This window comes from Comamonas sp. A23 (genome assembly GCF_004522605.1).
GTDB classification, from domain to species: Bacteria; Pseudomonadota; Gammaproteobacteria; order Burkholderiales; family Burkholderiaceae_C; genus Comamonas; species Comamonas thiooxydans.
Window position 1 is genome coordinate 465,177 of the sequence record NZ_RSDT01000003.1, and the last position, 25,381, is coordinate 490,557.

The 25,381-nt window shown below is 62.1% G+C and carries 22 protein-coding genes; all 22 read left to right on the forward strand.

The annotated features are described in order from the left end of the window. Positions 1–15 precede the first annotated feature (15 nt). The 22 genes from EIC84_RS10415 (at position 16) to EIC84_RS25960 (ending at position 25,381) form a co-directional block, all read left to right on the forward strand. Positions 16–1,131 carry a GTP-binding protein gene (locus EIC84_RS10415; RefSeq protein ID WP_034362970.1) on the forward strand — a complete coding sequence of 372 codons (1,116 nt, stop codon included), beginning with the start codon at positions 16–18 and terminating at the stop codon, positions 1,129–1,131. A 254-nt stretch (positions 1,132–1,385) separates the two neighbouring features. Beyond that, positions 1,386–2,129 carry an RNA polymerase-binding protein DksA gene (dksA, locus tag EIC84_RS26180; protein ID WP_003069012.1) on the forward strand — a complete coding sequence of 248 codons (744 nt, stop codon included), beginning with the start codon at positions 1,386–1,388 and terminating at the stop codon, positions 2,127–2,129. 46 nt (positions 2,130–2,175) lie between these two features. After that, positions 2,176–3,903, forward strand: a complete 1,728-nt coding sequence (locus EIC84_RS10425) for an STAS domain-containing protein (protein WP_003069009.1) — start codon at positions 2,176–2,178, stop codon at positions 3,901–3,903. 178 nt (positions 3,904–4,081) lie between these two features. Beyond that, a complete protein-coding gene (hslV, locus tag EIC84_RS10430; RefSeq protein ID WP_003051248.1) occupies positions 4,082–4,627 on the forward strand; it encodes an ATP-dependent protease subunit HslV in 546 nt (181 codons plus the stop codon). A 77-nt stretch (positions 4,628–4,704) separates the two neighbouring features. Next, a complete protein-coding gene (gene hslU, locus EIC84_RS10435; RefSeq protein ID WP_003051251.1) occupies positions 4,705–6,024 on the forward strand; it encodes an ATP-dependent protease ATPase subunit HslU in 1,320 nt (439 codons plus the stop codon). 354 nt (positions 6,025–6,378) lie between these two features. Continuing rightward, positions 6,379–6,807, forward strand: a complete 429-nt coding sequence (mraZ, locus tag EIC84_RS10440) for a division/cell wall cluster transcriptional repressor MraZ (protein ID WP_003051254.1) — start codon at positions 6,379–6,381, stop codon at positions 6,805–6,807. 9 nt (positions 6,808–6,816) lie between these two features. Next, positions 6,817–7,746, forward strand: coding sequence for a 16S rRNA (cytosine(1402)-N(4))-methyltransferase RsmH (rsmH, locus tag EIC84_RS10445; RefSeq protein WP_003069002.1), 930 nt, complete (start codon positions 6,817–6,819; stop codon positions 7,744–7,746). Positions 7,747–7,789: 43 nt separating this feature from the next. Next, positions 7,790–8,071 carry a cell division protein FtsL gene (gene ftsL, locus EIC84_RS10450; RefSeq protein WP_003068998.1) on the forward strand — a complete coding sequence of 94 codons (282 nt, stop codon included), beginning with the start codon at positions 7,790–7,792 and terminating at the stop codon, positions 8,069–8,071. Continuing rightward, on the forward strand, positions 8,068–9,816 hold the full coding sequence (locus EIC84_RS10455) for a penicillin-binding protein 2 (protein WP_003068995.1): 1,749 nt from the start codon (positions 8,068–8,070) through the stop codon (positions 9,814–9,816). Before ftsL ends, EIC84_RS10455 begins: the two co-directional genes overlap by 4 nt. Then, positions 9,813–11,318 carry a UDP-N-acetylmuramoyl-L-alanyl-D-glutamate--2,6-diaminopimelate ligase gene (locus tag EIC84_RS10460; protein ID WP_003068991.1) on the forward strand — a complete coding sequence of 502 codons (1,506 nt, stop codon included), beginning with the start codon at positions 9,813–9,815 and terminating at the stop codon, positions 11,316–11,318. The genes EIC84_RS10455 and EIC84_RS10460 overlap by 4 nt, the downstream gene beginning before the upstream one ends. Beyond that, a complete protein-coding gene (murF, locus tag EIC84_RS10465) occupies positions 11,315–12,742 on the forward strand; it encodes a UDP-N-acetylmuramoyl-tripeptide--D-alanyl-D-alanine ligase (protein ID WP_003068988.1) in 1,428 nt (475 codons plus the stop codon). The genes EIC84_RS10460 and murF overlap by 4 nt, the downstream gene beginning before the upstream one ends. Continuing rightward, positions 12,733–13,911: a phospho-N-acetylmuramoyl-pentapeptide-transferase gene (gene mraY, locus EIC84_RS10470; protein ID WP_003068985.1), complete on the forward strand. Its 1,179-nt coding sequence runs from the start codon at positions 12,733–12,735 to the stop codon at positions 13,909–13,911. Before murF ends, mraY begins: the two co-directional genes overlap by 10 nt. A gap of 5 nt (positions 13,912–13,916) precedes the next feature. Beyond that, the gene (gene murD, locus EIC84_RS10475; protein ID WP_003068982.1) at positions 13,917–15,821 is read left to right on the forward strand and encodes a UDP-N-acetylmuramoyl-L-alanine--D-glutamate ligase; all 1,905 of its coding nucleotides are present in this window, start codon (positions 13,917–13,919) and stop codon (positions 15,819–15,821) included. Beyond that, the gene (gene ftsW / locus EIC84_RS10480; RefSeq protein WP_003068979.1) at positions 15,818–17,089 is read left to right on the forward strand and encodes a putative lipid II flippase FtsW; all 1,272 of its coding nucleotides are present in this window, start codon (positions 15,818–15,820) and stop codon (positions 17,087–17,089) included. The genes murD and ftsW overlap by 4 nt, the downstream gene beginning before the upstream one ends. Continuing rightward, positions 17,086–18,171, forward strand: coding sequence for an undecaprenyldiphospho-muramoylpentapeptide beta-N-acetylglucosaminyltransferase (gene murG / locus EIC84_RS10485; RefSeq protein ID WP_003068977.1), 1,086 nt, complete (start codon positions 17,086–17,088; stop codon positions 18,169–18,171). The genes ftsW and murG overlap by 4 nt, the downstream gene beginning before the upstream one ends. After that, positions 18,168–19,601 (forward strand): UDP-N-acetylmuramate--L-alanine ligase, encoded by a 1,434-nt coding sequence (murC, locus tag EIC84_RS10490; protein ID WP_003068975.1) that lies wholly within the window; start codon positions 18,168–18,170, stop codon positions 19,599–19,601. The genes murG and murC overlap by 4 nt, the downstream gene beginning before the upstream one ends. Next, positions 19,598–20,569: a D-alanine--D-alanine ligase gene (locus EIC84_RS10495; protein WP_003068971.1), complete on the forward strand. Its 972-nt coding sequence runs from the start codon at positions 19,598–19,600 to the stop codon at positions 20,567–20,569. The genes murC and EIC84_RS10495 overlap by 4 nt, the downstream gene beginning before the upstream one ends. Continuing rightward, positions 20,566–21,375: a cell division protein FtsQ/DivIB gene (locus EIC84_RS10500; RefSeq protein WP_003068968.1), complete on the forward strand. Its 810-nt coding sequence runs from the start codon at positions 20,566–20,568 to the stop codon at positions 21,373–21,375. The genes EIC84_RS10495 and EIC84_RS10500 overlap by 4 nt, the downstream gene beginning before the upstream one ends. A 72-nt stretch (positions 21,376–21,447) precedes the next feature. Then, a complete protein-coding gene (gene ftsA / locus EIC84_RS10505; protein WP_003051293.1) occupies positions 21,448–22,677 on the forward strand; it encodes a cell division protein FtsA in 1,230 nt (409 codons plus the stop codon). Between the two features lie 146 nt (positions 22,678–22,823). Further along, positions 22,824–24,017, forward strand: a complete 1,194-nt coding sequence (gene ftsZ, locus EIC84_RS10510) for a cell division protein FtsZ (RefSeq protein WP_003068965.1) — start codon at positions 22,824–22,826, stop codon at positions 24,015–24,017. 252 nt (positions 24,018–24,269) lie between these two features. Continuing rightward, entirely contained in the window at positions 24,270–25,193 is a 924-nt protein-coding gene (gene lpxC / locus EIC84_RS10515; RefSeq protein ID WP_003068962.1) for a UDP-3-O-acyl-N-acetylglucosamine deacetylase, read from the forward strand. An 11-nt stretch (positions 25,194–25,204) separates the two neighbouring features. Continuing rightward, the gene (locus tag EIC84_RS25960; RefSeq protein WP_003068960.1) at positions 25,205–25,381 is read left to right on the forward strand and encodes a hypothetical protein; all 177 of its coding nucleotides are present in this window, start codon (positions 25,205–25,207) and stop codon (positions 25,379–25,381) included.

Here is a 25,381-nt window from a genome sequence, read left to right on the forward strand (position 1 = left end):
AAGAGGTTTCAACGCATGGCTCTCATTCCTGTCACAATCCTCACGGGCTTTCTGGGCTCGGGCAAGACCACGCTGCTCAAGCGCGTGCTGCACGAATCCCACGGCATGAAGATTGCCGTGATCGAGAACGAGTTCGGCGAGGAGAACATCGACACCGACATTCTCAAGACCGAATCCAAAGAACAGATTCTGCAGATGAGCAACGGCTGCATCTGCTGCACCATCCGCGAAGACCTGCGCGAGGCTTTGCAGTTGCTGGCCGCCAAGCGCCGCAAGGGGCAGGTGGACTTCGACCGCATCGTGATCGAGACCACCGGCCTGGCCGATCCCGGTCCCGTGGCCCAGACCTTCTTCATGGATGACGAGATCGCCGAGACCTATCTGATCGACTCCATCATCACTCTGGTGGATGCCAAGCATGCCAACCAGCAACTCGACGATCGCCAGGAAGCGCGCCGTCAGGTGGGCTTTGCCGACCAGATGTTCCTGTCCAAGACCGATCTGGTGACGGATGCGGAAAAGGAGGCGCTGATCCATCGCCTCAAGCACATGAACCCGCGCGCGCCCATCCGTGCCGTTCATTTTGGCGATGTGCCCCTGAGCGAAGTGTTCGACCTGCGTGGCTTCAACCTGAACGCCAAGCTGGACATCGACCCTGATTTCCTCAAGGAAGATGATCACGACCACGATCATCACGACCACAGCGCTTGCGACCATGACCATGGCCAATGCGAACACGATCATGAACACCAGCACGACGAGCATTGCGGCCACGACCACCATGACCACGAGCATGGCGAGCACTGCAATCACCCACATCACCATCATCACGACGATGACGTGAAGAGCTTTGTCTACCGCGCCGATCGCGCGTTCGACCCGGCCAAGCTGGAAGACTTCCTGGGCGCCATCGTCAATATCTACGGCCCCAAGATGCTGCGCTACAAGGGCGTGCTCGACATGAAGGGCACCAGCCGCAAGGTCATCTTCCAGGGCGTGCACCAGCTCATGGGCAGCGATCTGGGCCCCGAGTGGGAAGCCGATGAAAAGCGAGTCAGCAAAATGGTCTTCATCGGCATCGACCTGCCGCAGGACATTCTTCGCCAGGGACTGGATCAATGTCTGGTGTAAACCCTGGGTTTAGGGGCTGTTTCGGCGAAAGCTAACGGTTTGCTGACAATGACTGACGGCCTGCCAAGCAGGCCGTTTTGTTTGTCTGTTATTTCTCGCAAACTGACCGAAACAGGCGCAGGCTTTGTTGCAAATTGTGGGGTATGTGCAACGGAGCCGGGACGGGGGGACTGGCGTGGCTACAATGCCGGCCCTAAAGAGGGTGTTGGAGCAATCCGGCCCTGCAAGGGCTCTGTACTGTAAGGAGACAGGACGTGACCGCTGTGAAAAGTAATCTGCCCAAGGCTGCAGCCAAAGCTGCGGCAGCGGCTGTGCACCCCCGCAGCGTCGAGACCTCTTTGGTGGACGCCGCGTTGGACAACCCGGTGCTGGTACCTGCAGCAGCGGGAGAATCTTCCAAATCGTCCAGATCCAAGCGTTCTGCATCGCCTCCAGCGCGGCAGCCTGAAACAGATGTTCCGCCCCTGGCAGCTTCGGCAGTCAAGGCTGCGGCAACCATGAGAGATACGAAAGCAATGACCAACACAAAGCAAGCTGTGCCCAAGAAAGATCCCAAGCTGGCCAACGCCTGGAAGACCAAGTCGGTAGAGGAGCTGACCGATGCTGAAGTGCTGGCCATGTCTGATGACGATTACATGAACGACGCCCAGCTGGCCTACTTCCGTCGCAAGCTGGTCGCGCTCAAGAACGATATGCATGTGAATGCGGGCGAGACTGCGGAAAACCTGCGTGAAGACACCGTCGTGGTGCCCGATCCTGCCGATCGTGCCACCATCGAGGAAGAGCACGCTCTCGAGCTGCGCACCCGTGACCGCGAGCGCAAGCTGCTCAAGAAGATCGACCAGTCCATTGCCCGCATCGATGCCGGCGACTACGGCTACTGCGACGAAACCGGCGAGCCAATCGGAGTGGGACGGCTGCTGGCCCGCCCCACGGCTACACTGTCGCTGGAAGCCCAGCAGCGCCGTGAACTCAAGCAGAAGATGTACGGCGATTGATCTGCGTCAGGCGTTGGCGGGGCTGCAGGCAGCAAAGTAGAGGACCATGGTGAAAGAAGAAAACAAGTCGGGAGGGTTGCTGTCCAAGGTGGTGCGTTTCGTGCGCCACCCGACCGTGAATTGGTCCGATTTGGAAAATCTCAACCAGGAAAGCGAAGAAAGCCAGTACAGCAAGCAGGCGTTAAAGGAGATGCTGGAGCGCAAGCGTCAGAACGACTTTGTGCGAAAGCGCGAGTTTGACCAGCTGCGCAAGCTGCGTCAGGCTCAGCTGTCCAAGACGGCGGTGACTGCCAGGGCTCCGCTCGAGACGCCGACCCCACTGGCACCTTCCTCTTTTTTGCAGACTGCCCAAAGCTCCGTGCCGGGCGAGCGCGCAGAAACCATCAAGAAGATCGACGAGATCGAAGCGCAGATGGCCCAGCAATGGTGGCGCGGCAAGCTGGCCGCTGATGCCGCCACCATGCCGCTGCAACTGCCGGAGGTCGGAGGCAGCATGCCTTCGGTATTTAAAAGCCAGCCGCTTTCGATCAGCACGTTGCCGCTGCTTCAGGATGTGTTGCCAGGCGATCTGGAGCTGCCGCAATCGGGGCGGCAGGGCAATCCTGTTGCTTTGCCGGGCCTGCGTGGCGAGACGGACTTTTCGCCGGCGTTTGCAACGACCGAGGTCTCCGCTCCAACCGACATCAACATGGTTCCGCCGTCCTTTGCGCGCTTCGAGCATGATGCCGCGCTGGAGGATGCTGCGATTGTCTTTGCCAGCGGTGACAGCGTAGCAGCCGAGACCAGTCTCAAGGCCTTGATTGCCGAGCGTGCTCAGGATACGCCGGCACAGTTGCAGGTCTGGCTGGCACTGCTGGACATGTACCGCGCAGCAGGCATGCAGGCTCAGTTTGAAGACGCTGCCATGGACTTTGTGGCGCGCTTCGGTCGTTCGGCCCCGCAATGGTTTGTGATGCCGCAGCAGGCGGGCAGGCTTAGCGAAACCGCGCCGGATGCCGTAGCAGTGCAGACCGGCTTTCGCTGGCAGGCTCCTGTGCATTTGGATGAGCCTGGCTTCAAGGCGCTGCTGGCCAGCAAGGCGCGCAGCGTCGGCAGCTCGGTCATGGACTGGAGCGTTCTGGAGAGCCTCGACCCCGGCGTGAAGAAGCCGCTGCTGGATGCGGCACAGCGATGGGCCGACGAAAAGGGATCACTGGTTTTTGCCGGCCATGAAAGATTGCAGGCCGTGCTCAGCAAGCACACCCCCTCCGGTGATCGAGCCGTCGATCCGGACTGGTGGTATTTGCGTCTGGCCATGCAGCGCCTGATGCATCTGCAGGACGAATTTGAGCTGACGGCGCTGGACTATTGCGTGACCTACGAGCTGTCGCCACCCTCGTGGGACGATCCGGTCTGTGCGTATTCGAACGAAGGGCAGGCGCAGAACCTGCGTGCCCAGGATAGCCGGCTCTTGGGGCCGGAGACGATTCAGCCCGGCATGCTCTGGAAGGAGCATCAGCCGCGTTTTGCGCTGCAAGGCGTGATCGACGGTGATGCATTGCCCTGGCTGGCCGAAGTTCAGGAAAAGGCCAAGCTTGGCGAAGCCATTGCCATTGACTGCGCGCGCCTGGTGCGCATGGACTTTGCTGCCGCAGGCTCGGTGCTGAACTGGGCTGCGCAGATGCAGGAGCTGGGTCATGTGTTGCAGTTCGGTCAGTTGCACCAGTTGCTGGCGGTGTTCTTCAATGTTGTTGGCATTCAGGAACATGCACAGGTGATCCCACGGAGAGATTGACACCCCCTGAGGCGCTGCGCGCCTTCCCCCTCTCTCTTCGGGAGGGGGACGACACCTTCGCCGCGAGGCGGCTCTTGCTCGGTGTCCCTGAGTTGGTGCGTGCTTGTTCCAGCGCTGTGCTTTAAATTAAATTTTTTGCGCTCTTGAGTTTGTGCCGTTGTTACCCCATCTGCAGCAGATGGAACAGTTTCACGGCACCACCATTTTGAGCGTGCGCCGCCAGACTCCCGAGGGCGTGCAAGTCGCCATCGGCGGTGATGGTCAGGTCACATTGGGCAATATCGTCATCAAGGGCACGGCGCGCAAGGTACGCAAGCTCTATCACGGCAAGGTGCTGGCGGGCTTTGCGGGAGCCACCGCAGATGCCTTCACGCTGTTCGAGCGCTTCGAGGCCAAGCTGGAAAAACACCAGGGCAACCTGACCCGCGCCGCGATCGAGCTGACCAAGGAGTGGCGTACCGACCGCGTGCTGCGCAAGCTCGAAGCCATGCTGGCCGTGGCCGATGCGACGACCTCGCTCATCATCACCGGCAATGGCGACGTTCTGGAGCCCGAGCAGGGCATTGTGGCCATCGGCTCCGGCGGTGCCTATGCGCATTCCGCCGCCAAGGCCTTGCTCAACAACACCGAGCTGTCGGCCGAAGATGTGGTGCGCAAATCCCTGGCGATTGCCGGCGAGCTGTGCATCTACACCAATATGAATCACACGATCGAGACGTTGTAAGCACCTCGACTATCCGAATTGATAGCTGCCGGCGCTTTATGGATGGGCGCCGGAGGCATATTTGACTGAGAATTCACATGTCTTCTGCCATGACTCCCCAGGAGATCGTCTCCGAGCTGGACAAGCACATCGTCGGCCAGCATGGTGCCAAGCGCGCGGTGTCGATTGCCTTGCGCAATCGCTGGCGCCGTCAGCAAGTGCCCGAGGGCCTGCGTCAGGAAATCACGCCCAAGAACATTCTGATGATCGGCCCCACGGGCGTGGGCAAGACGGAGATTGCACGCCGCCTGGCAAAACTCGCCGATGCTCCCTTCATCAAGGTCGAGGCGACCAAGTTCACCGAAGTGGGCTATGTGGGCAAGGATGTGGACGCCATCATCCGCGATCTGGCCGAAGTTGCCGTCAAGCAGACGCGCGAGTCGGACATGAAGAAGATGCGTGCGCGCGCCGAAGATGCTGCCGAGGAGCGCATTCTCGATGTGCTGATCCCGCAGGCCCGTACCGGCGAAGTACCCGCGGACAACACGGCGCGTCAGGTTTTCCGCAAGAAGTTGCGCGAAGGTCAGCTTGACGACAAGGAAATCGAGATCGACATCGCCGAGCAGATGCCTCAGGTGCAGATCATGGGCCCCCAGGGCATGGAAGAGATGGCCGAGCAGTTGCGCGGCATGTTCAGCCATATGGGCCAGGAAAAGCGCAAGACGCGCAAGCTCAAGATCGCCGAGGCCCTGAAGCTGCTGACCGATGAGGAAGCAGCAAAGATGGTCAATGAGGAAGACGTCAAGACCCGCGCCATTGCCAATGCCGAGCAAAACGGCATTGTCTTCATCGACGAAATCGACAAGGTGGCGACGCGCCAGGAAACCAGTGGCTCCGATGTATCGCGTCAGGGTGTGCAGCGCGACCTGCTGCCCTTGGTCGAAGGTACCAGCGTCTCGACCAAGTACGGTGTGGTCAAGACAGACCACATTCTGTTCATTGCTTCGGGTGCTTTCCACCTGTCCAAGCCCAGCGATCTGATTCCCGAGCTGCAGGGGCGCTTTCCCATTCGCGTGGAACTGGAATCTCTGTCGGTACAGGACTTCGAGGCGATTCTGATGCAGACTCACGCCTCCTTGGTCAAGCAATATCAGGCGCTGCTGGCGACCGAAGGCGTGACTCTGGAGTTCAAGCCAGAGGGCATCACGCGTCTGGCAACGATTGCCTTTGACGTCAACGAGAGTACCGAAAACATCGGTGCACGGCGTCTGTCCACAGTGATGGAGCGTCTGCTTGACGAAGTCAGCTTCGATGCGGCCAAGCTTTCGGGGCAGACCGTGGTGATCGATGCAGCCTATGTGGATCAGCGCCTGCAGGTGCTGAGCAAGGATGAGGATCTGTCGCGCTTCATTCTTTGAAGAACCTAGCGCTTGAAGCGAGCTGCCCGCCTGTGCGGGCAGTTTGCGTTTGTAGGAGAAGGTCGAGACTTAAATCAGTTCTTTCCATTGAATTGAATGGTTGCAATTGACGTCTCCTAATGAGAGTCCACTTGCATTGACTTTGCTAAGTGCTTGTAAAGGAAAGGTATTTTCAGAACAAGGCTTTTCTTTTTCTCTCTAAGTGCTTGATTTCATTGCAAATAATTGTTCCTTTGGGTTTGGATTCACCTTAAATTGCTGATACAGTGCAAAAAAGTGCAATTAAGTGGTGAAAGCTGCCCTCGTGCCCATTTTTGGGGAACGAGCGGCTCCAGATGACCGGAGTAACTTGCCGTGTTTCAAGGGGCGTCTTCGCTGAATCTCGATGGAAAGGGTCGGCTCTCAGTGCCGACCCGGCATCGTGACGCCCTTTTGTCCTTGGCGGAGGGGCAGGTCACTTTCACCAAGCATCCCGATGGCTGTCTGTTGCTGTTTCCGCGCCCCGAGTGGCTGCAGTTTCGCGAACGCGTCGCGCAGCTGCCGATCACGGCTCAGTGGTGGAAACGGATTTTTCTGGGCAATGCCATGGATGCGGAGATGGATGCAACCGGTCGGCTGCTGATTTCGCCCGAGTTGCGTGAGGCCACAGGTCTGACCAAAGAGGTCTTGATGCTGGGCATGGGGGCGCATTTCGAGGTCTGGGACAAGGCCACTTATGAAATGCGCGAAGCGGAAGCGCGCCAGCAACCGATGCCGGCGGCTTTCCAGGATTTTGTTTTGTAGGAAGTGCTTGTGAATCAGCCGTTGCAACATATCACCGTCTTGCTGGACGAGGCCGTGGACGCCCTGCTGGGTGGTGCCGCCAAGCCGCCTGCCGGCCAGTGGGTCGATGCGACGTTCGGTCGAGGCGGTCATTCCCGGCTCATTTTGCAAAGGCTGGGGCCGGACGGGCGCTTGATCGCGTTCGACAAAGACCCGGACGCAATTGCTGAGGCGGCGCGCATCACCGATGCGCGTTTTTCGATTCGGCATGAAGGATTTCGCCATCTTGGCGAACTGCCCGAAGGCAGTGTGCAGGGTGTGTTGATGGACCTGGGGGTGAGCTCGCCCCAGATCGACAACCCGGACCGGGGCTTCAGCTTCCGCTTTGACGGCCCCCTCGACATGCGCATGGACACCACGCGTGGTCAGAGCGTGGCCGAGTGGCTCGAAGATGCGGAAGTGCAGCAGATTGCGGAGGTGATACGTGACTACGGCGAAGAACGGTTTGCTGGCCCCATTGCAAAGGCGATTGTTGCTCGGCGCGAAAGCCAGGGCCCATTACGCACCACTGCCGAGCTGGCCCAACTCGTGGCTGGCGCGGTCAAGACCCGCGAGGCTGGGCAAAACCCGGCAACACGGACCTTCCAGGCTCTTCGGATTTTCATCAATGCCGAACTTCAGGAGCTTGAGCAAGCGCTAGAAGCCAGTCTGCGCGTGCTGGCTCCCGGCGGCCGTCTGGCCGTGATCAGCTTCCATTCGCTGGAAGATCGCATCGTCAAGCAGTTCATTGCCAAGCATTCCAAGGAGATCTACGACCGCCGTGCACCGTTTGCGCCTCCCACGCCCATGCGTCTGAAGGCGCTGGAGCGCATCAAGCCCAGTGCTGCCGAGGTGGATGCCAATCCCCGTTCGCGTTCCGCCGTGATGCGCGTCGCCGAGCGCACCGAGGTGCCTGCATGATGCATCGCCATGCCGCTCCGAGCATGGCTGCGGGAGGGCTGCCATGCTGCGCATAAACCTGCTGCTGCTGCTGGCGGTCATGACCAGCGCCATCTTTCTGGTGCATACCCAGTATGAGTCGCGTCGCCTGTTCACTGAGCTGGACCGCGCCGAGGCAGAGGCACGTCGGCTGGCGACGGATCAACTGCGCCTGCAGGTGGAAAAGCGTGCCCAGGCCGCGCCTCAGCGCATCGAGACCTTGGCGCGCGAAAAGCTGCAGATGAAGCAGGCTTCTCAGGCCATTACGCAGTACGTGCATGAAACGGCTGCAGGAACTGCGCAATGACACGCAGCGTGCTCTATACCACCAGCCCTTTGCTGGCTTCGAAAACACCGCTGTGGCGCAGCAAGTTCATCGTGGCTGCGCTGGCGCTGGGTTTTGTGGGCCTGGGCGCGCGTGCAGCCTATGTGCAGGTCTTCGGCAACGACTTCTTCAAGCGTCAGGGCCTGGTGCGCTTTGCGCGTACTCTGGAGCTGCCGGCCAACCGTGGCCGTTTGCTGGATCGCAATGGCCTGATTCTTGCGTCCAGCGTGCCGGCGGCCAGTATCTGGGCCATTCCCGAGGATGTGGATCTGAAGGACCCTGAGGTCCAGCAAAAGCTCAAGGAAGTGGCGCGCCTCATGGACATGCCGCTGCGCTCCCTGATGGAGAAGCTGGATGTCGAGGACAAGACCTTTGTTTGGGTCAAGCGTCAGCTGGACTGGGATGTGGGCCAGAAGATCGTGGCGCTCAATATCAAGGGCATCTACAACCGCAAGGAATACAAGCGCCAGTATCCCGAAGGGGAGTCTGCGGCGCATATCGTGGGCTTCACCAATGTGGAAGACCATGGTCAGGAAGGCATGGAGCTGGCGTTCGACAAGGAACTAGCCGGCAAGGCTGGCTCGCGTCGTGTGATCAAGGATCGTCTGGGCCGCGTGGTGGAGGGCGTGGGCGATGAAGTGCCGCCGCAGGATGGGCAAGATATTCAGTTGTCCATCGACAGCAAGGTCCAGTACTACGCCTACCAGAAACTCAAGCAGCAGGTCGAGACCTTCAAGGCCAAGGCAGGCAGCGTGGTGGTCATGGATGCGCACACCGGCGAGCTGCTGGCCCTGGCGAACTATCCGAGCTACGACCCGGGGCATCGCAAGAATCTGACGGGCGAGCAGCTGCGCAACCGCGCGCTGACCGATACCTTCGAGCCGGGTTCGACCATGAAACCCATCACAGTGGCCGCAGCCCTGGAGCTCAAGCGTGTCAAGCCAAGCACGATCATCGATACCGCGCCCGGCCGCTACACGGTGACGGGCTCCACCATCACCGACACGCACAACTACGGCGCGCTGACGGTGGAGGGCGTGATCCAGAAGTCCAGCAACGTGGGCGCGACCAAGGTGGCGCAAAAGCTCTCACCTCAGGAAATGTGGGAGTACTTCAGTGCGCTGGGCTTCGGCCAGAAGCCGCAGATTCAATTCCCGGGCGCGGTCTCGGGTCGTCTGCGTGCCTGGAAGACCTGGAAGCCTATCGAGCAGGCCACCATGTCCTATGGCTATGGCCTGTCGGCCTCGCTGTTCCAGATGGCACGTTCCTACACCGTGTTCTCCAACGACGGCAATGTCATTCCCTCGACGATTCTGAAAACGAACGAGCCTCCTGTGGGCGTGCGTGTGATCTCCAAGGAAAACGCCGAGGCGGTGCTGCACATGCTGCGTCTTGCTGCAGGCCCAGGCGGTACCGGCCAGAAGGCCCAGGCCGAGGGCTACACCATCGGCGGCAAGTCGGGCACTGCCCGCAAGCAGGTGGGCAAGAGCTATGCCGCTGGCAAGTACCGGGCCTGGTTCACGGGCATTGCTCCCATCGACAAGCCGCGCATCATCGTGGCCGTGATGGTGGACGAGCCGACAGCAGGTTCCTACTACGGCGGCACGGTGGCCGGCCCGGTGTTTGCGGACGTGGTCCAGCAGACATTGCGTTTCATGGGCGTTCAGCCCGACAAGGAAGTCAAGCCTCAGATCGTGGCTGCACCCGCTGAGGAGCCTGTGCTATGAGCACCCCCATTCAAATCCTGAACAATGCAGCCGAGGCCGTTGCCTGGCTGCGCAGCCGCGTGCAGGGTGACCTGCAGACCGATAGCCGCAAGGTCAAGGCCGGCGATGCCTTTGTCGCCTGGCCCGGTGCTGCCACTGATGGCCGAGCCTATGTGGGCAAGGCTCTGGAGCAGGGCGCCGCCGCCGTGCTGGTGGAGGCCGACGGTCTGCAGGCCTTCGATCTGAGCGGCGACAGCATTGCAGCTCTCAAGGGCCTGAAGGCCGCGACGGGACTGATTGCCGACCAATGGTTTGCACATCCCAGTGGCGAGCTCGACGTGCTGGCCGTGACCGGCACCAACGGCAAGACCACCACAGCCTGGTGGCTGGCGCATGCGCTCTCGAAAGTGACGCTGAACACACGCACCGGCTGTGCGCTGGTGGGCACCCTGGGTGTGGGCGTGCCGCCTGCATTGGAGTCGACAGGCATGACCACGCCGGACCCAGTGTTGCTGCAGCGCGCGTTCCGCAGCTACGCCGACCAGGGTCTTGCCGCCTGTGCCATCGAGGCATCGTCCATCGGCATCGTCGAGCACCGTCTGGACGGCAGCAAGATTCGCGTGGCGTTGTTCACCAATTTCACGCAGGACCACCTGGACTACCACGGCAGCATGGATGCCTACTGGCAGGCCAAGGCCCAGCTGTTCGACTGGCCCGGCCTGCCGGCCGCCGTGGTCAATATCGACGATGCGCATGGCGCCAGGCTCTGGGCCAGGCTGCAAGGCCGCGCCATGGATGTGTGGAGCGTCTCCATCCAGGGACCGGCTCGCCTGCAGGCCAAGGACATCGGTCTGGGCGACGAGGGTCTGAGCTTTACCGTGCTGGAAGCCGGTCACAGCCTGCGCATGAATACGCGTCTGGTCGGTCAGTACAACGTCTCCAATCTGCTCGGGGTGCTGGCCACCCTGCGCTGCCTGGGCCTGACGCTGGAGCAGGCCGTACAGGCTTGCGCCGATCTGGAGCCCGTGCCCGGTCGCATGCAGCAGATCGTCAAGCCCGGTCAGCCTCTGGTGGCCGTGGACTATGCCCATACGCCCGATGCGCTGGAAAAAGCCTTGCGCGCGCTGCAGCCTGCCGCGCGGCAGCGCCAGGGCAAGCTGTGGTGCGTGTTCGGCTGCGGCGGCGACCGGGACAACAGCAAGCGTCCGCTGATGGGGCAGGCCGCCCAGGCGCATGCCGACGGCGTTTTCGTCACCAGCGACAACCCGCGCAGTGAAGTGCCCGAAAGCATCATCGACCAGATCCTGGCCGGCATGCAGGCGGGCCAGGCATTGCATGTTCAGGCCGACCGCGCGGCGGCCATTGCCCAAGCCATTGCCCGTGCCGAAGCGCGCGACGTGGTGCTGATTGCCGGCAAGGGACATGAGGACTATCAGGAGACGAAGGGCGTGCGCCATCCGTTCTCCGACATGGCTGAGGCGCAGAAGGCGCTCGCAGCCCGCGAAGGAAAGATTCGGTCATGATGACCCTGGCAAAAGCGCTGGAGCTGATCCAGACGCATATCCCCCAAGCCCGTCTGGTCGGCAACGGCCAGCTGGAGCTGACACGCGTGCACACCGATACGCGCACGTTGCAGAACGGGGACTTGTTCGTGGCCCTGAAGGGCGAGCGTTTTGACGCCCATGATTTTCTGCCTCAGGCGCAGGCCGCCGGTGCTGTGGCGGCCATTGCCAGCCATGGGCTGGAGGCTGCAGGCATGGCCGGCATCGAAGTGCCGGATACGCTGCTGGCACTGGGCGCGTTGGCGCGGGCCTGGCGTGCGCAGTTCGATCTGCCCTTGATTGCCGTGACCGGCAGCAATGGCAAGACCACGGTCACGCAGATGATCGCGTCCATTCTGCGCGCGCATGTGGGCGGGCAGGGCGAGGCAGCACTGGCCACGCGCGGCAATTTCAACAACTCCATAGGCATGCCGCTGAACCTGCTGCGCATGACGGACGCGCATCGCATTGCGGTGCTGGAGATGGGCATGAACCACCCCGGCGAGATTGCCGAGCTGGCTGCCATCGGCCAGCCCACGGTGGCCCTGGTCAACAACGCACAACGTGAACACCAGGAGTTCATGGGCACGGTGGAGGCGGTGGCGCGTGAAAACGGATCGGTGCTGCGCTTTCTGCCCAAGGACGGAGTGGCCATCTTCCCCGCCGGAGATGAGTACACGCCGCTGTGGACCGAACTGAGCGCTGGCCGCCCCAGCCTGATGTTTGGCGAGGCCGCTGATGGGGCTCAGGTTTTTGCCAACGATGTGGTCTGGGCCAATGGAGCCTGGAGCTTTGCACTGAACACCCCGCAAGGCGTGGCAGCCGTGCAGCTGCATATTGCCGGCCGCCACAACGTGCGCAACGCACTGGCCGCGGCTGCCTGCGCCCATGCTGCCGGTGTGCCTTTGCCTGCCATTGCACAGGGACTCTCCGGCTTCGAGCCTGTGACGGGCCGCTCGCGCGCGCTGGCCGTGCAGATCAAGGGTCAGGGCGTCACGGTGGTCGATGACACCTATAACGCCAACCCCGACTCGGTCGCCGCCGCCATTGCGGTGCTGGCCGAGCTGCCCGCACCGCAATTGCTGGTGCTGGGCGACATGGGGGAGGTTGGCGATAACGGCCCGCAGTTCCATGCCGAGGCCGGCGCGCTGGCGCAGCAGGCAGGTATTGCCCATTTCTTTGCTCTGGGTGACCAGAGCGCGTTTGCGGCCTCTGCCTTTGGCAGCGGAGCTAGGCATTTTGATAGCATGTCCGCCCTTGAGCAGGCGGTGTGCGCAGTTTTACCCAAGGTAGGTAGCGTGTTGGTCAAGGGTTCGCGGTTCATGAAGATGGAGCAAGTGGTGCAGAGCATTGAGGCCTGTGCAGACAAGAAGCAGGGCAACTGCGAGGAGGCCGCATGCTGCTGATGCTGGCTCAATGGCTGCAGGGTATCTCGCCGGAGTTCGGCTTTCTGCGCGTCTTCCAGTACCTGACGCTGCGCGCCGTGCTGGCCGCCGTCACCGCCTTGCTGATCGGCCTGTGGATAGGTCCCAAGGCCATCCGCATGCTGACCGCGCTCAAGATCGGCCAGCCCGTGCGCGGCTATGCCATGGAGACCCATCTGGTCAAGAGCGGTACGCCGACCATGGGCGGCGTGCTGATTCTGTTCTCGATTGCCGTATCCACCTTGCTGTGGTTTGACCTGTCCAACCGCTTTGTCTGGATCGTGCTGCTGGTCACGCTGGGCTTTGGCGCGATTGGCTGGGTGGACGACTGGCGCAAGGTCGTCAACAAGGACCCCGAGGGCATGCGCTCGGGCGAGAAGTATTTCTGGCAGTCCGTCATCGGTCTGCTGGCCGCCCTGTATCTGGTGTTCTGCATCTCCGAGAACAGCAATGCCGAGGTCTTCGCGCTGTTCGTCTCCTGGGTACAGTCGGGCTTTTCCATGGACCTTCCGCCCAAGGCCGGCCTGATGGTGCCCTTCTTCAAGGAAGTCAGCTATCCGCTGGGCGTGCTGGGCTTCATCGTCATGACCTATCTGGTCATCGTGGGCGCCAGCAATGCCGTGAACCTGACCGACGGCCTCGATGGCCTGGCCATCATGCCCGTCATCATGGTCGGCACGGCCCTGGGCATCTTCGCCTATGTGACCGGCAACGCCACCTATGCGCGCTACCTGCTGTTCCCCAGCATCCCCGGTACGGGCGAGCTGATGGTGTTCTGCGGCGCCATGGCGGGTGCTGGTCTGGCCTTTCTCTGGTTCAACGCACATCCCGCCCAGGTCTTCATGGGCGACGTGGGCGCGCTGGCGCTGGGCGCTGCTCTGGGAACGATTGCCGTGATCGTGCGCCAGGAAATCGTGCTGGCCGTGATGGGCGGCATCTTTGTGGCGGAAGCCATCTCGGTGATGCTGCAGGTGACTTACTTCAAGTACACCAAGAAGCGCTATGGCGAGGGCCGCCGTCTGCTGAAGATGGCACCGCTGCACCATCACTTCGAGAAGAGTGGCTGGAAGGAGACCCAGGTCGTGATCCGCTTCTGGATCATCACCATGCTGCTGTGCCTGCTGGGCCTGTCCACCCTGAAGCTGAGGTAGTCGCCATGCAAGACGAAGACCTCAAGCTCGATGATCAGGTTCTGCAGCCGGATGCGGTTGTGGATGCTATGCAAACGCAAGCACCTATCGCTGATATGCAAAGCATTTCAGATGGAAATATGTCTGAAATGATTCAGGAGCAAGCGCCAGAAGCTCCTGAAATGCAAGCGCCTGCCATCATCGCCAAGACGCTGGACGCCGAGCCGGTGCCCGATATCTCCACCTTGACGGCAGCCAGGGATGCGGCCGCCTTCGTGGCACAGATTTTTGCCGACCCCAGCATCTCCGATGCGGCCGATGCCGAAGTGACCGAGGTCGAGTCGCAGCCCGAAGCCGAGCTGGAAGCAGTGGTGGAGCTGCCACCTGTCCCCGTGCACTGGCCGCAAGGCGCGGCCCAGCACCTGCAGGGCCAGCGCGTGTTGATTCTGGGTCTGGGCATCTCGGGCATCGCCATGGCACGCTGGTGCGTGCGTGCCGGTGCCGAGGTCACGGTGGCCGACACGCGCGAAGCCCCCCCCTATCTGCCTGCGCTGCAGGCCGAACTGCCCGGCGTGCGCTTTGTTGCCGGCGCATTCACGGCTGCTCTGGTCGATGGCCAGAGCCTGAGTTCCGTCTACCGTTCGCCGGGCCTGAGCCCGGCCAGCGTTGCCTCGGTCTTCGATGCCGCGCGCAGCATCGGCCTGCCCACGGGCGGCGAACTGGATCTGTTTGCCTTTGCGCTCAAGGGCCTGCGCGAGGCCCATGGCTATGCGCCCAAGGTGCTGGGCATCACCGGCACCAACGGCAAGACCACGGTCACCTCGCTGACCGGTCAGTTGCTGGAGCATGGCGGATTGAGCGTGGGCGTGGCCGGCAATATCGGTCCTTCGCTGCTCGACACCCTGTCCGCTCGCATCGATGCCGAGACTCTGCCTCAGGCCTGGGTGCTGGAGTTGTCCAGCTTTCAGCTCGACGACTGCCGCGGATTCGAGCCCACGGCGGCCACGGTGCTCAATATCACCCAGGACCATCTGGACTGGCATGGTGGCATGCAGGCCTATGCCGATGCCAAGGCCCATGTCTTTGGCGAGCAGGCTCTGATGGTCCTCAATCGCGAAGACCCCGTCGTCATGGCCATGCTGCCAGCGCCTGTGGCGGTGCCCGGCAAGCGCGGCAAGACTTTCCAGCGTGCCCATGTCAGCTTTGGCGGCGACATGCCGCGCCGCCCCGGAGACTTCGGTCTGGAGGTGGTCAACGGCATGACCTGGCTGGTGCGCGCCCATGAGGCCGACGAAACCAGCAAGGGCAAGAACGCCGACGATCTGCACATCGTGCGCCTGATGCCCGCCGATGCGCTGCGCATCCGCGGCCGCCACAACGCCATTAATGCACTGTCGGCCCTGGCGCTGGCGACCGGTGCGGGATGCACGCTGGCACCGCTGCTCTACGGCCTGCGCGAATACCGGGGCGAGCCGCACCGTGTGCAGCCCGTGGGCCGGGTGGGCGATGTCGAATACTTTGATGACAGCAAGGGCACGAATGTGGGCGCCACCGTGGCGGCCCTCATGGGCCTGGGGCCGGACCACCGCATCGTGGTGATTCTGGGCGGTCTGGGCAAGGGCCAGGACTTCACGCCGCTGGCCGCTCCCGTCTCGCGCTATGTGCGTGCGGCCGTGCTGATCGGCCAGGATGCGCCGTTGATTCGCGAGGCGCTTGGCGACACCGGCGTGACTCTGGTCGATGCTGCAACCATGCAGGATGCCGTGCAGCAGGCCGCGCGTCTGGCCCATGCCAATGATGCGGTGCTGCTCTCGCCGGCCTGCGCGAGCATGGACATGTTCAAGGACTATGCGGACCGCGCCCACCAGTTTGTGGAAGCGGTGCGTGAGCTGGCGCTTGAAGCCGGCCAGCAACTGGAGGACGGCGCATGACAGCCGCTTTCCTGACCAGCCTCTCCGGCCGCATGCGCTCGTGGTTCCGCAGCGCAGAGGAAAGGCCCATCGACGTGCTGCCTGTGCGCGTAGGCGGGCCGCTGTACGACCGTCCCACCCGTACTCCGGCAAGCGTACTGGGGCTGGATCAGGCATTGATCTGGGTCGTCATCGCCTTGCTGTCCTGGAGTCTGGTCATGGTGTATTCGGCATCGATTGCGATGCCGGACAACCCGCGCTTCGGCAAGATCGAGCCCTATCACTTTCTGCTGCGCCATACCATGTCGATAGGCATGGCCTTTGTCGCCGCGCTGCTGGCCTTCCAGGTGCCCATGAATGTCTGGGAGAAGGTGGCGCGCAAGCTGTTTCTGATCTCTATCGTGCTGCTGGTGGCGGTGCTGATCCCGCATGTGGGCACGGTGGTCAACGGCGCGCGGCGCTGGCTGTCGCTGGGCATCATGAACTTCCAGCCTTCCGAGCTGGCCAAGTTCTCCATCCTGATCTACGCGGCCGATTACATGGTGCGCAAGATGGAGGTCAAGGAGCGCTTCTTCCGCGCCGTGCTGCCCATGGGCTTGGCTGTGGTCGTGGTGGGCGTGCTGCTGCTGGCCGAGCCAGACATGGGGGCCTTCATGGTGATCGTCGTGATCTCCATGGGCATTCTGTTCCTGGGCGGCGTGAATGCGCGCATGTTCTTCATCATCGCGCTGCTGGTGGTGCTGGCCTTCGGCATGATCATCGCCACCTCGGAGTGGCGCCGCGAACGTATTTTTGCCTACCTCGATCCCTGGGATGAGAAGCATGCGCTGGGCAAGGGCTACCAGCTCTCGCATGCGCTGATTGCCATCGGGCGGGGCGAGATCTTTGGCGTGGGCCTGGGTCGCAGCGTGGAAAAGCTGCACTGGCTGCCCGAAGCGCATACCGACTTCCTGCTGGCTGTGATCGGCGAAGAATTTGGTCTGGTCGGCCTGCTGCTGATTGCTGCCGTCTTCTTCTGGCTGACCCGCCGCATCATGCTGATCGGCCGTCAGGCCATCGCGCTGGACCGTGTCTTTGCCGGGCTGGTGGCCGAGGGCGTGGCGATCTGGGTGGGCTTCCAGGCCTTTATCAACATGGGTGTGAATTTGGGCGCCCTGCCAACCAAAGGCCTGACTCTGCCGTTAATGAGTTTTGGCGGTTCGGCCATTTTGATGAATTTGATTGCGATAGCTGTGGTGCTCAGAGTCGATTACGAAAACAAGCTGCTGATGAAGGGGGGCCACGCATGAGCCTGCTCATCAAGCCAAACAAGCCACGCACGGCACTGGTGATGGCTGGTGGTACCGGAGGTCATATCTTCCCCGGTCTGGCCGTGGCACAGGAGTTGCGTGCGCGCGGCTGGAATGTGCACTGGCTGGGAGCGCCCGGCTCCATGGAGTCGCGCATCGTGCCGCCCCAGGGCTTTGCACTGGAGCTGATCGAATTTGGCGGCGTGCGCGGCAAGGGGCTCAAGACCCTGGTGCAACTGCCGTTCAGGCTGGCGAAGGCCTTCTCGCAGGCGCGTGCCGTGATGAAGCGCGTGCAGCCCGATGTGGTCATCGGCCTGGGCGGGTACCTCACCGTGCCCGGTGGCCTGATGGCTGCGGCTTCGGGCGTGCCCGTGGTGCTGCACGAACAGAACTCCGTGGCCGGCATGGCCAACAAGGTCGTGGCCAAGGTTGCCAAGCGAGTGTTCACGGCTTTCCCCAAGGTATTTGCCAAGGGCGAATGGGTGGGCAATCCGCTGCGTCAAGCGTTTCTGGAGCAGGCCGAGCCCGCCCAGCGCTTTGCCGGTCGCAGCGGCCCGCTCAAGCTGCTGGTGGTGGGCGGCAGTCTGGGAGCCAGGGCGCTCAATGAGATCGTGCCCCAGGCTCTGGCCCTGATGCCTGCCGATCAGCGCCCCGTGGTGTTGCACCAGAGCGGTACGGCCCAGATCGATGCGTTGCGTGCCAACTATCAGGCTGCAGGCGTACAGGCTGAGCTGACTCCCTTCATCGATGACACGGCCAAGGCTTTTGCGGATGCCGATCTCGTCGTCTGCCGTGCCGGTGCCAGCACCGTGACCGAGATCGCCGCTGTAGGGGCGGCAGCGGTCTATGTGCCCTTCCCTGCTGCGGTGGATGACCACCAGACCAGCAATGCCCGCTTCCTCGTGGATGCTGGTGGCGGTTGGTTACAGCCGCAAAGTACTTTGAGCGCCCAAGGGTTGGCGGAAATGCTACAAAATATGCAGCGTGCGACGCTGTTGGAGCGCGCTGAACTCGCGAAGAAAATGCAAAAGACTGATGCCACCGCGAAGGTGGTCGCCGCTTGTGAGGAGTTGGCAGCATGAAACACGCCATTCATCACATTCACTTTGTCGGTATTGGCGGCGCCGGCATGAGCGGTATTGCAGAGGTTCTGCACAACCTGGGTTACGCCATTTCAGGCTCCGACCTGGCCGACAGCGCCACGCTGCGCCGCCTGGCCGGCCTGGGCATCAAGACCTTTGTCGGTCATGCGGCCGAGAACGTTGACGGCAGCGATGCCGTGGTGACATCCACGGCCGTGCAGGGCGACAACCCCGAGGTCCTGGCTGCGCGCGAGAAAAAGATTCCTGTGGTTCCTCGTGCGCTGATGCTCGCCGAGCTGATGCGTTTCAAGCAGGGCATCGCCATTGCCGGCGCGCATGGCAAGACCACCACCACCAGCCTGGTGACCAGTGTGCTGGCTGAAGCCGGTTTGGACCCCACCTTCGTGATCGGCGGCAAGCTCAACAGCGCCGGTGCGAATGCCAAGCTGGGCCAGGGCGACTACATCGTGGTCGAGGCCGACGAGTCCGATGCCTCCTTCCTGAATCTGCTGCCTGTGATGGCCGTCGTCACCAATATCGACGCCGATCACATGGAAACCTACGGCCATGACTTCGGCCGCCTCAAGCAGGCCTTTGTCGATTTCCTGCATCGCATGCCGTTTTACGGGCGCGCCATTCTTTGCGTCGACAGCCCTGCCGTGCGCGAGATCCTGCCCAAGCTGGCGCGTCCGGTCACGACCTACGGCTTTGCCGAAGATGCCCAGGTGCGCGCCGTGAACGTGCGTGCCGAAGCCGGTCGCATGCGCTTTACCGTGCGCCGCCAGAACGGCCAGAGCTACCCCGATCTGGAGGTTGTGCTGAGCCTGCCCGGCGAGCACAACGTGCTCAACGCCCTGTCTGCCGTGGCGGTAGCCATGGAGCTCGAGATTTCCGACGAGGCGCTGCTGCGCGCCTTGGAAGGCTTCAAGGGCGTGGGACGGCGTTTCCAGCGCTATGGCGAACTGCCGGCTGCCAATGGCGGCACGTTCACCGTCATCGACGACTACGGTCATCACCCCGTGGAAATGGCAGCCACGCTGGCTGCGGCACGCGGTGCCTTCCCGGGGCAGCGCCTGGTGCTGGCCTTCCAGCCACACCGCTACAGCCGCACACGCGACTGTTTCGAGGACTTTGTGAAGGTCATCGGCAGCGCCGACTCGGTGCTGCTGGCCGAGGTCTATGCCGCGGGCGAGGCACCCATCGTGGCTGCCGACGGTCGATCCCTGGCTCGCGCCTTGCGTGTGGCCGGCAAGGTCGAGCCTGTATTTGTGGAAAACATTGCCGATATGCCGGCAGCCATCGCTGCCAATGCGCAAGCGGGCGATGTATTGCTGTGCATGGGGGCCGGATCGATTGGCGCCGTACCTGGGAAATTGGTTGAAATGCTTCAGAAACAAGAGCTGGCTGCGCCCGCAGGGAGCGCGCAATGAGCATGTTTGGTACAAATATCGACGTGAAGGCACTGGGCAAGGTCGCCGTGCTCATGGGCGGTCGCTCGTCCGAGCGCGAGGTCTCGCTGATGTCCGGCGCTGGTGTGTTGGCCGCACTGCAGTCCAAGGGTGTCGATGCCCACAAGTTCGACCCTGCCGAACAGGGGCTGGAACAGCTCAAGGTGCAAGGCTTTGACCGCTGCTTCATCGCGCTGCATGGTCGCTACGGTGAGGACGGCACGGTGCAGGGTGCACTGGAGTTGCTGGACATTCCCTATACGGGTTCGGGCGTGATGGCTTCCAGCATCGCCATGGACAAGATCATGACCAAGCGCATCTGGCGCTTTGAAGGCCTGCCCACGCCGGACTGGCGCATGGTCGCCTCGGCCGCTGAAACCCGCGCCGCACTGGAAGCCCTGGGCGCTCCCATGATCGTCAAGCCCGCACGCGACGGCTCCAGCATCGGCCTGACCAAGGTGATGAATGCTGACGAATGCGCCAAGGCCTACGAGCTGGCGGCCCAGTACGACGCAGAAGTGCTGTGCGAGCAGTTCATTGCCGGTGACGAGACCACCTGCCCCGTGCTGGGCACGGGAGCCAAGGCCGCTGCGCTGCCGGTGATCCGAATCGTTGCGCCCGAAGGCAACTACGACTACCAGAACAAGTACTTCACGGATACCACGCAGTACCACTGCCCTAGCGGCCTGCCGGCTGCCGAGGAGGCCGAGATCCAGCGCATTGTGGAAAAAGCCTTCCGCACGCTGGGCTGCCGTGGCTGGGCGCGTGCCGACATCATGATTCGCGCCAGCGACCGCAAGCCTTTCTTGCTGGAGATCAATACCTCTCCCGGCATGACGGGGCATTCTCTCGTCCCCATGGCTGCGCGCGCTTCCGGCGTGAGCTACGAAAACCTGTGCCTTGGCATTCTGGCCATGAGCACGCTGGATGGAGAAGCGGAGCAGCCATGAACCGCAACCAGCCCACAGCCGTCGTTCCGTTCGACGTCAAGCTCATGAACATCACTGCCACGGTGATGTTCATGGGCTGCTTGACGGCGTGCGTGATGGCCGTGGGGTGGTGGTTGATGCGAACTCCGGCCTTCAATATCGGTCGCATCGTGGTGGAAGGCGAGCTGGTGCATAACAACGCCGTGACGCTGCGCGCCAATGTGGCGCCAGTGCTCAAAGGCAACTTCTTCACGGTGGATCTGAAGGCGGCCCAGCATGCATTCGAGCAAGTGCCCTGGGTGCAGGAGGCGCAGGTGCGCCGTGAATATCCGAACGGCTTGCGCGTTGCGCTCAAGGAGCATGTGGCCGAAGCCTTCTGGGGGGCTGAGACCGGTACCGGTCTGGTCAACAAGGCCGGCGAAGTGTTTGAAGCCAATCTGGGCGAACTGGACCGCGAAGGTCTGCCGCGTCTGCAAGGCCCCGAGGGCTCGGCACCGCGTGTTCTGCAGATGTATCGAGCGCTGGAGCCGGCCTTGAAGCCGCTCGATGTGGCGCTGGACAGCCTGACTCTGGATGCGCGTGGCAGTTGGACGCTGGTGCTGGACAACGATGCGCTGCTGGAACTGGGCGGCGGCACGACCGAAGACATCTTGCAGCGCGTGCAGCGCTTTGTGCGCACGCTGCCTCAGATCACCTCTCAATACAAGCGCTCGGCTGCGGCACTGGAGTCTGCAGACCTGCGTTACGAAGACGGCTATGCCTTGCGACTCAAGGGCGTGACCACTGGAACCTCCGCGCCGGCAACTGCTGCCAGGGCCAGACGATAAGCGGGAGCAGGGGAACAGACATGCAAGGCGCACACAAAGACAAGACAGAACCTACCGGGGGCGGAAGCTGATATGGCAAGAGAATACAAGGATGTGATTGTTGGGCTGGATATCGGCACGGCCAAGGTCATGGCGGTGGTGGCCGAGGTCATGTCCAATGGCGAGCTCAAGCTGGCGGGCCTGGGCGTAGCCCCCAGCAACGGCTTGAAGCGCGGCGTGGTCGTGAATATCGATGCGACCGTGCAAAGCATCCAGCAGGCGCTCAAAGAGGCCGAACTGATGGCGGATTGCAAGATCCAGCGAGTGTGCACCGGCATTACGGGTAGCCATATCCGCGGTCTGAATTCCAGCGGCATGGTGGCCATCAAGGACAAGGAAGTCTCGTCCACCGATATGGCCCGCGTGATGGAAACCGCCAAGGCCATCAATATCTCGTCCGACCAGCGCCTGCTGCTGGTCGAGGCGCAGGAGTTCGTCATCGACGGCCACGAGGTGCGTGAGCCCATCGGCATGAGCGGCATTCGCCTTGAGGCCAAGATCCATATCGTGACCGGCGCCCAGAGCGCGGCCGAGAACATCATCAAATGCGTGCGCCGCTGCGGCCTGGAGGTCGAGCAGTTGCTGCTCAACCCGCTGGCGTCGGCCCAGGCCGTGCTGACCGATGACGAGCGCGAGCTGGGCGTGGCCGTGGTGGATATCGGCGCGGGAGCGACCGATGTGGCCATCTTCACCGGCGGTGCGATTCGCCACACGGCCGTGATCCCGATTGCCGGTGACCTGATCACCAGCGACATCGCCATGGCCCTGCGTACCCCCACCAAGGATGCCGAGGACATCAAGGTCGAGAGTGGCTATGCCAAGCAGTTGCTGGCCGATCCCGATGCCCAGGTCGAAGTGCCGGGCCTGGGCGACCGCAGCCCGCGCATGATCAGCAAGCAGGCCTTGGCCGGCGTGATCGAGCCCCGCGTGGAAGAGATCTTCTCGCTGGTGCAGCAGGTCATCCGCGAATCGGGCTACGAAGAAGTGCTGTCCTCGGGCATCGTGCTCACGGGCGGCAGCGCCGTCATGCCCGGGATGATCGAGCTGGGCGAAGACATCTTTCTCAAGCCCGTGCGCCGCGGGCTTCCCAAATATTCCGGTGCGCTGGCCGACATGGTCGCCCAGCCCCGTGCCGCCACGGTGATGGGCCTGCTCGATGAAGCACGTCTGGCACGTCTGCGTGGCTACAAGGTGGCCCAGAAGAGCGGTTCCATGAAGACCGCTTTCGGCCGGTTCAAAGACTTCATCGTGGGGAACTTCTGATATGAGCACTTATCGCATGTTCATCACCGGACCACCACAGATGGATTTTTCGCGGTATCGACGACGAAGACCGCGAAGACCTCAAGAGTTCGAAATTTCTTTTCCACAGCAGCGACAAACCACCACTAGAGAACAGGAGCACCACCATGCCTATCGACATGATTGAAACCGAAGAATTCAACCAAGGCACGCAGATCAAGGTGATCGGCGTCGGCGGCGGCGGCGGCAACGCCGTCGACCACATGATTGAACGCAGCGTTCAAGGCGTCGAATTCATTACGGCCAATACCGATGCTCAAGCTCTGTTGCGCAGCCGCGCTCACCGCACCATCCATCTGGGTGGTAGCGGCCTGGGTGCCGGCAGCAAGCCCGACAAGGGCCGCGACGCTGCGGAAGCTGCTGTGGAAGATATTCGCGCTGCCATCGAAGGCGCGCACATGCTCTTCATTACGGCAGGCATGGGTGGTGGTACGGGTACCGGTGCATCGCCTGTGATCGCACGAGTGGCCAAGGAAATGGGCATTCTGACGGTGGGTGTGGTGACCAAGCCTTTCGAGTGGGAAGGCGGCCGCCGCATGCAGAACGCTGACGCCGGCCTGGCCGAGCTGGAGGCGAATGTGGACTCGCTGATCGTTGTGCTCAACGAAAAGCTGCTCGATGTGCTGGGCGACGATATCTCCCAGGACGAGGCTTTTGCCCATGCCAACGACGTTCTGAAGAACGCCGTGGGCGGCATTGCCGAAATCATCAACGAGTACGGCCATGTGAACGTCGACTTCGAAGACGTGCGCACCGTGATGGGCGAGCCCGGCAAGGCCATGATGGGCACGGCCAAGGCCGCCGGTCCCGATCGTGCCCGTATCGCTGCCGAGCAGGCCGTGGCCTGCCCGCTGCTGGAAGGCATTGATCTGTCCGGCGCCAAGGGCGTGCTGGTGCTGGTGACTGCAGCCAAGGGGAGCCTCAAGCTGTCCGAGTCGCGTCTGGCCATGTCCACCATCAATGCCTATGCGTCTCCCGATGCTCACGTGATCTACGGCGCTGCCTACGATGACTCGCTGGGCGACGAAATCCGCGTGACCGTGGTGGCCACCGGCCTGTCGCGTCCCAATGTGCGTCGCCAGAACATCCAGGTGGTGCAGGGCGGTCTGCGTACCGGTACCGACAACGTGGCAGTGGGTCTGCCTCCCCTGGGCGGCATGGACTACGGCACGGCCAACACCAATGTGCCCAGCGTCTGGCGTACCAACCGCACCCAGGCTTCGGAGCGCGTGAGCGCGCTGGCGTCTGGCGGCATGGACGATGTGGAGATCCCGGCGTTTCTGCGCAAGCAGGCGGACTGACAGCCCGACACCCCCTGAGCGGCTGCGCCGCTTCCCCCTCTCTCGCTTCGCAGGAGGGGGACGAAGCCATCGCTGCGGGGCGGCCCTTGCTCGGCATCTCTGAGTTGGTGCTCGCCAGTATTTGAGAGGTCAGCCGCAAAGGCCTTTGGTTCGTTAAGGACTGATGGCCCATCAGTTCGCTGTATCGCAGCGATTAAGACAACCCTGGGTCGGCGTAAGCCGGCTCGGGGTTGTCCCATTTAAAATACCAGCATGCTTCAGCAACGTACCATCAAGACCATTTCCCGTGCCGTAGGCGTGGGCCTGCACAGCGGCCAGCGTGTCGAGTTGACGCTGCGCCCTGCCCAGCCTGATACCGGCATCGTGTTCCGTCGCGTGGACTTGCCTGAGCCTGTGGATATCCCCATTTCCGCCGAGGCAGTGACCGATACGCGCATGGCTTCCACCATCGGCAGCGGCGGCGCCAAGGTGCATACGGTAGAGCACCTGATGTCGGCCATCGCCGGTCTGGGAATCGACAACCTCTACGTGGACATCACTGCCGAAGAAGTGCCGATTCTCGATGGCTCCTCGTCATCGTTCGTGTTTCTGCTGCAAAGCGCCGGAATCGAGTTGCAGAAAGCGCCCAAGCGCTTCATCCGCATCAAGAGCCCGATCGAGGTGCGCGAAGGCGAAGGCCAGAACCTCAAGTGGGCGCGTTTCGATCCCTACCACGGCTTCAAGCTGCGCTTCGAGATCGACTTCGCTCACCCAGCCGTGGACTCCACGGGGCAGTGCGTGGAGTTCGACATGGGTCTGGACAATTACACACGCGACATCGCCCGCGCCCGCACCTTCGGCTTCACCAAGGATGTGGAAATGCTGCGCAACAACGGCCTGGCACTGGGCGGGGGGCTGGACAACGCCATCGTCATGGATGACTACAAGGTCCTGAACAGCGACGGTCTGCGCTATGACGACGAGTTTGCCAAGCACAAGATCCTTGACGCGATCGGCGATCTGTATCTGATCGGCAAGCCCATTCTCGGTGCCTACAGCGCCTTTCGCTCGGGTCACGGCCTCAACAACAAGCTGCTGCGCGCAATGATCGAGCAGCCCGAGACCTGGGAGCTCGTGACCTTCGAGAGCGAGCGCCAGGCTCCCCAGGGCTTTGCCATGCCCGCTCAGGCCTGGTGAGCGAGACCTCCATGCTGATCTTTCGCTGGCTGGCCACCTTGCTGATTCTGGCTTCGGCATTGAGCTTTGCCTTCTATCTGGGAACCGGCAAGGCGCATTACAAGCGCCTGGGCTTTTTGCTGTTCAAGTGGACGGTGATTGCCGGTCTGGCCTTTTTTGCCGTGATGTTTGTCGGACGCATCATCTGA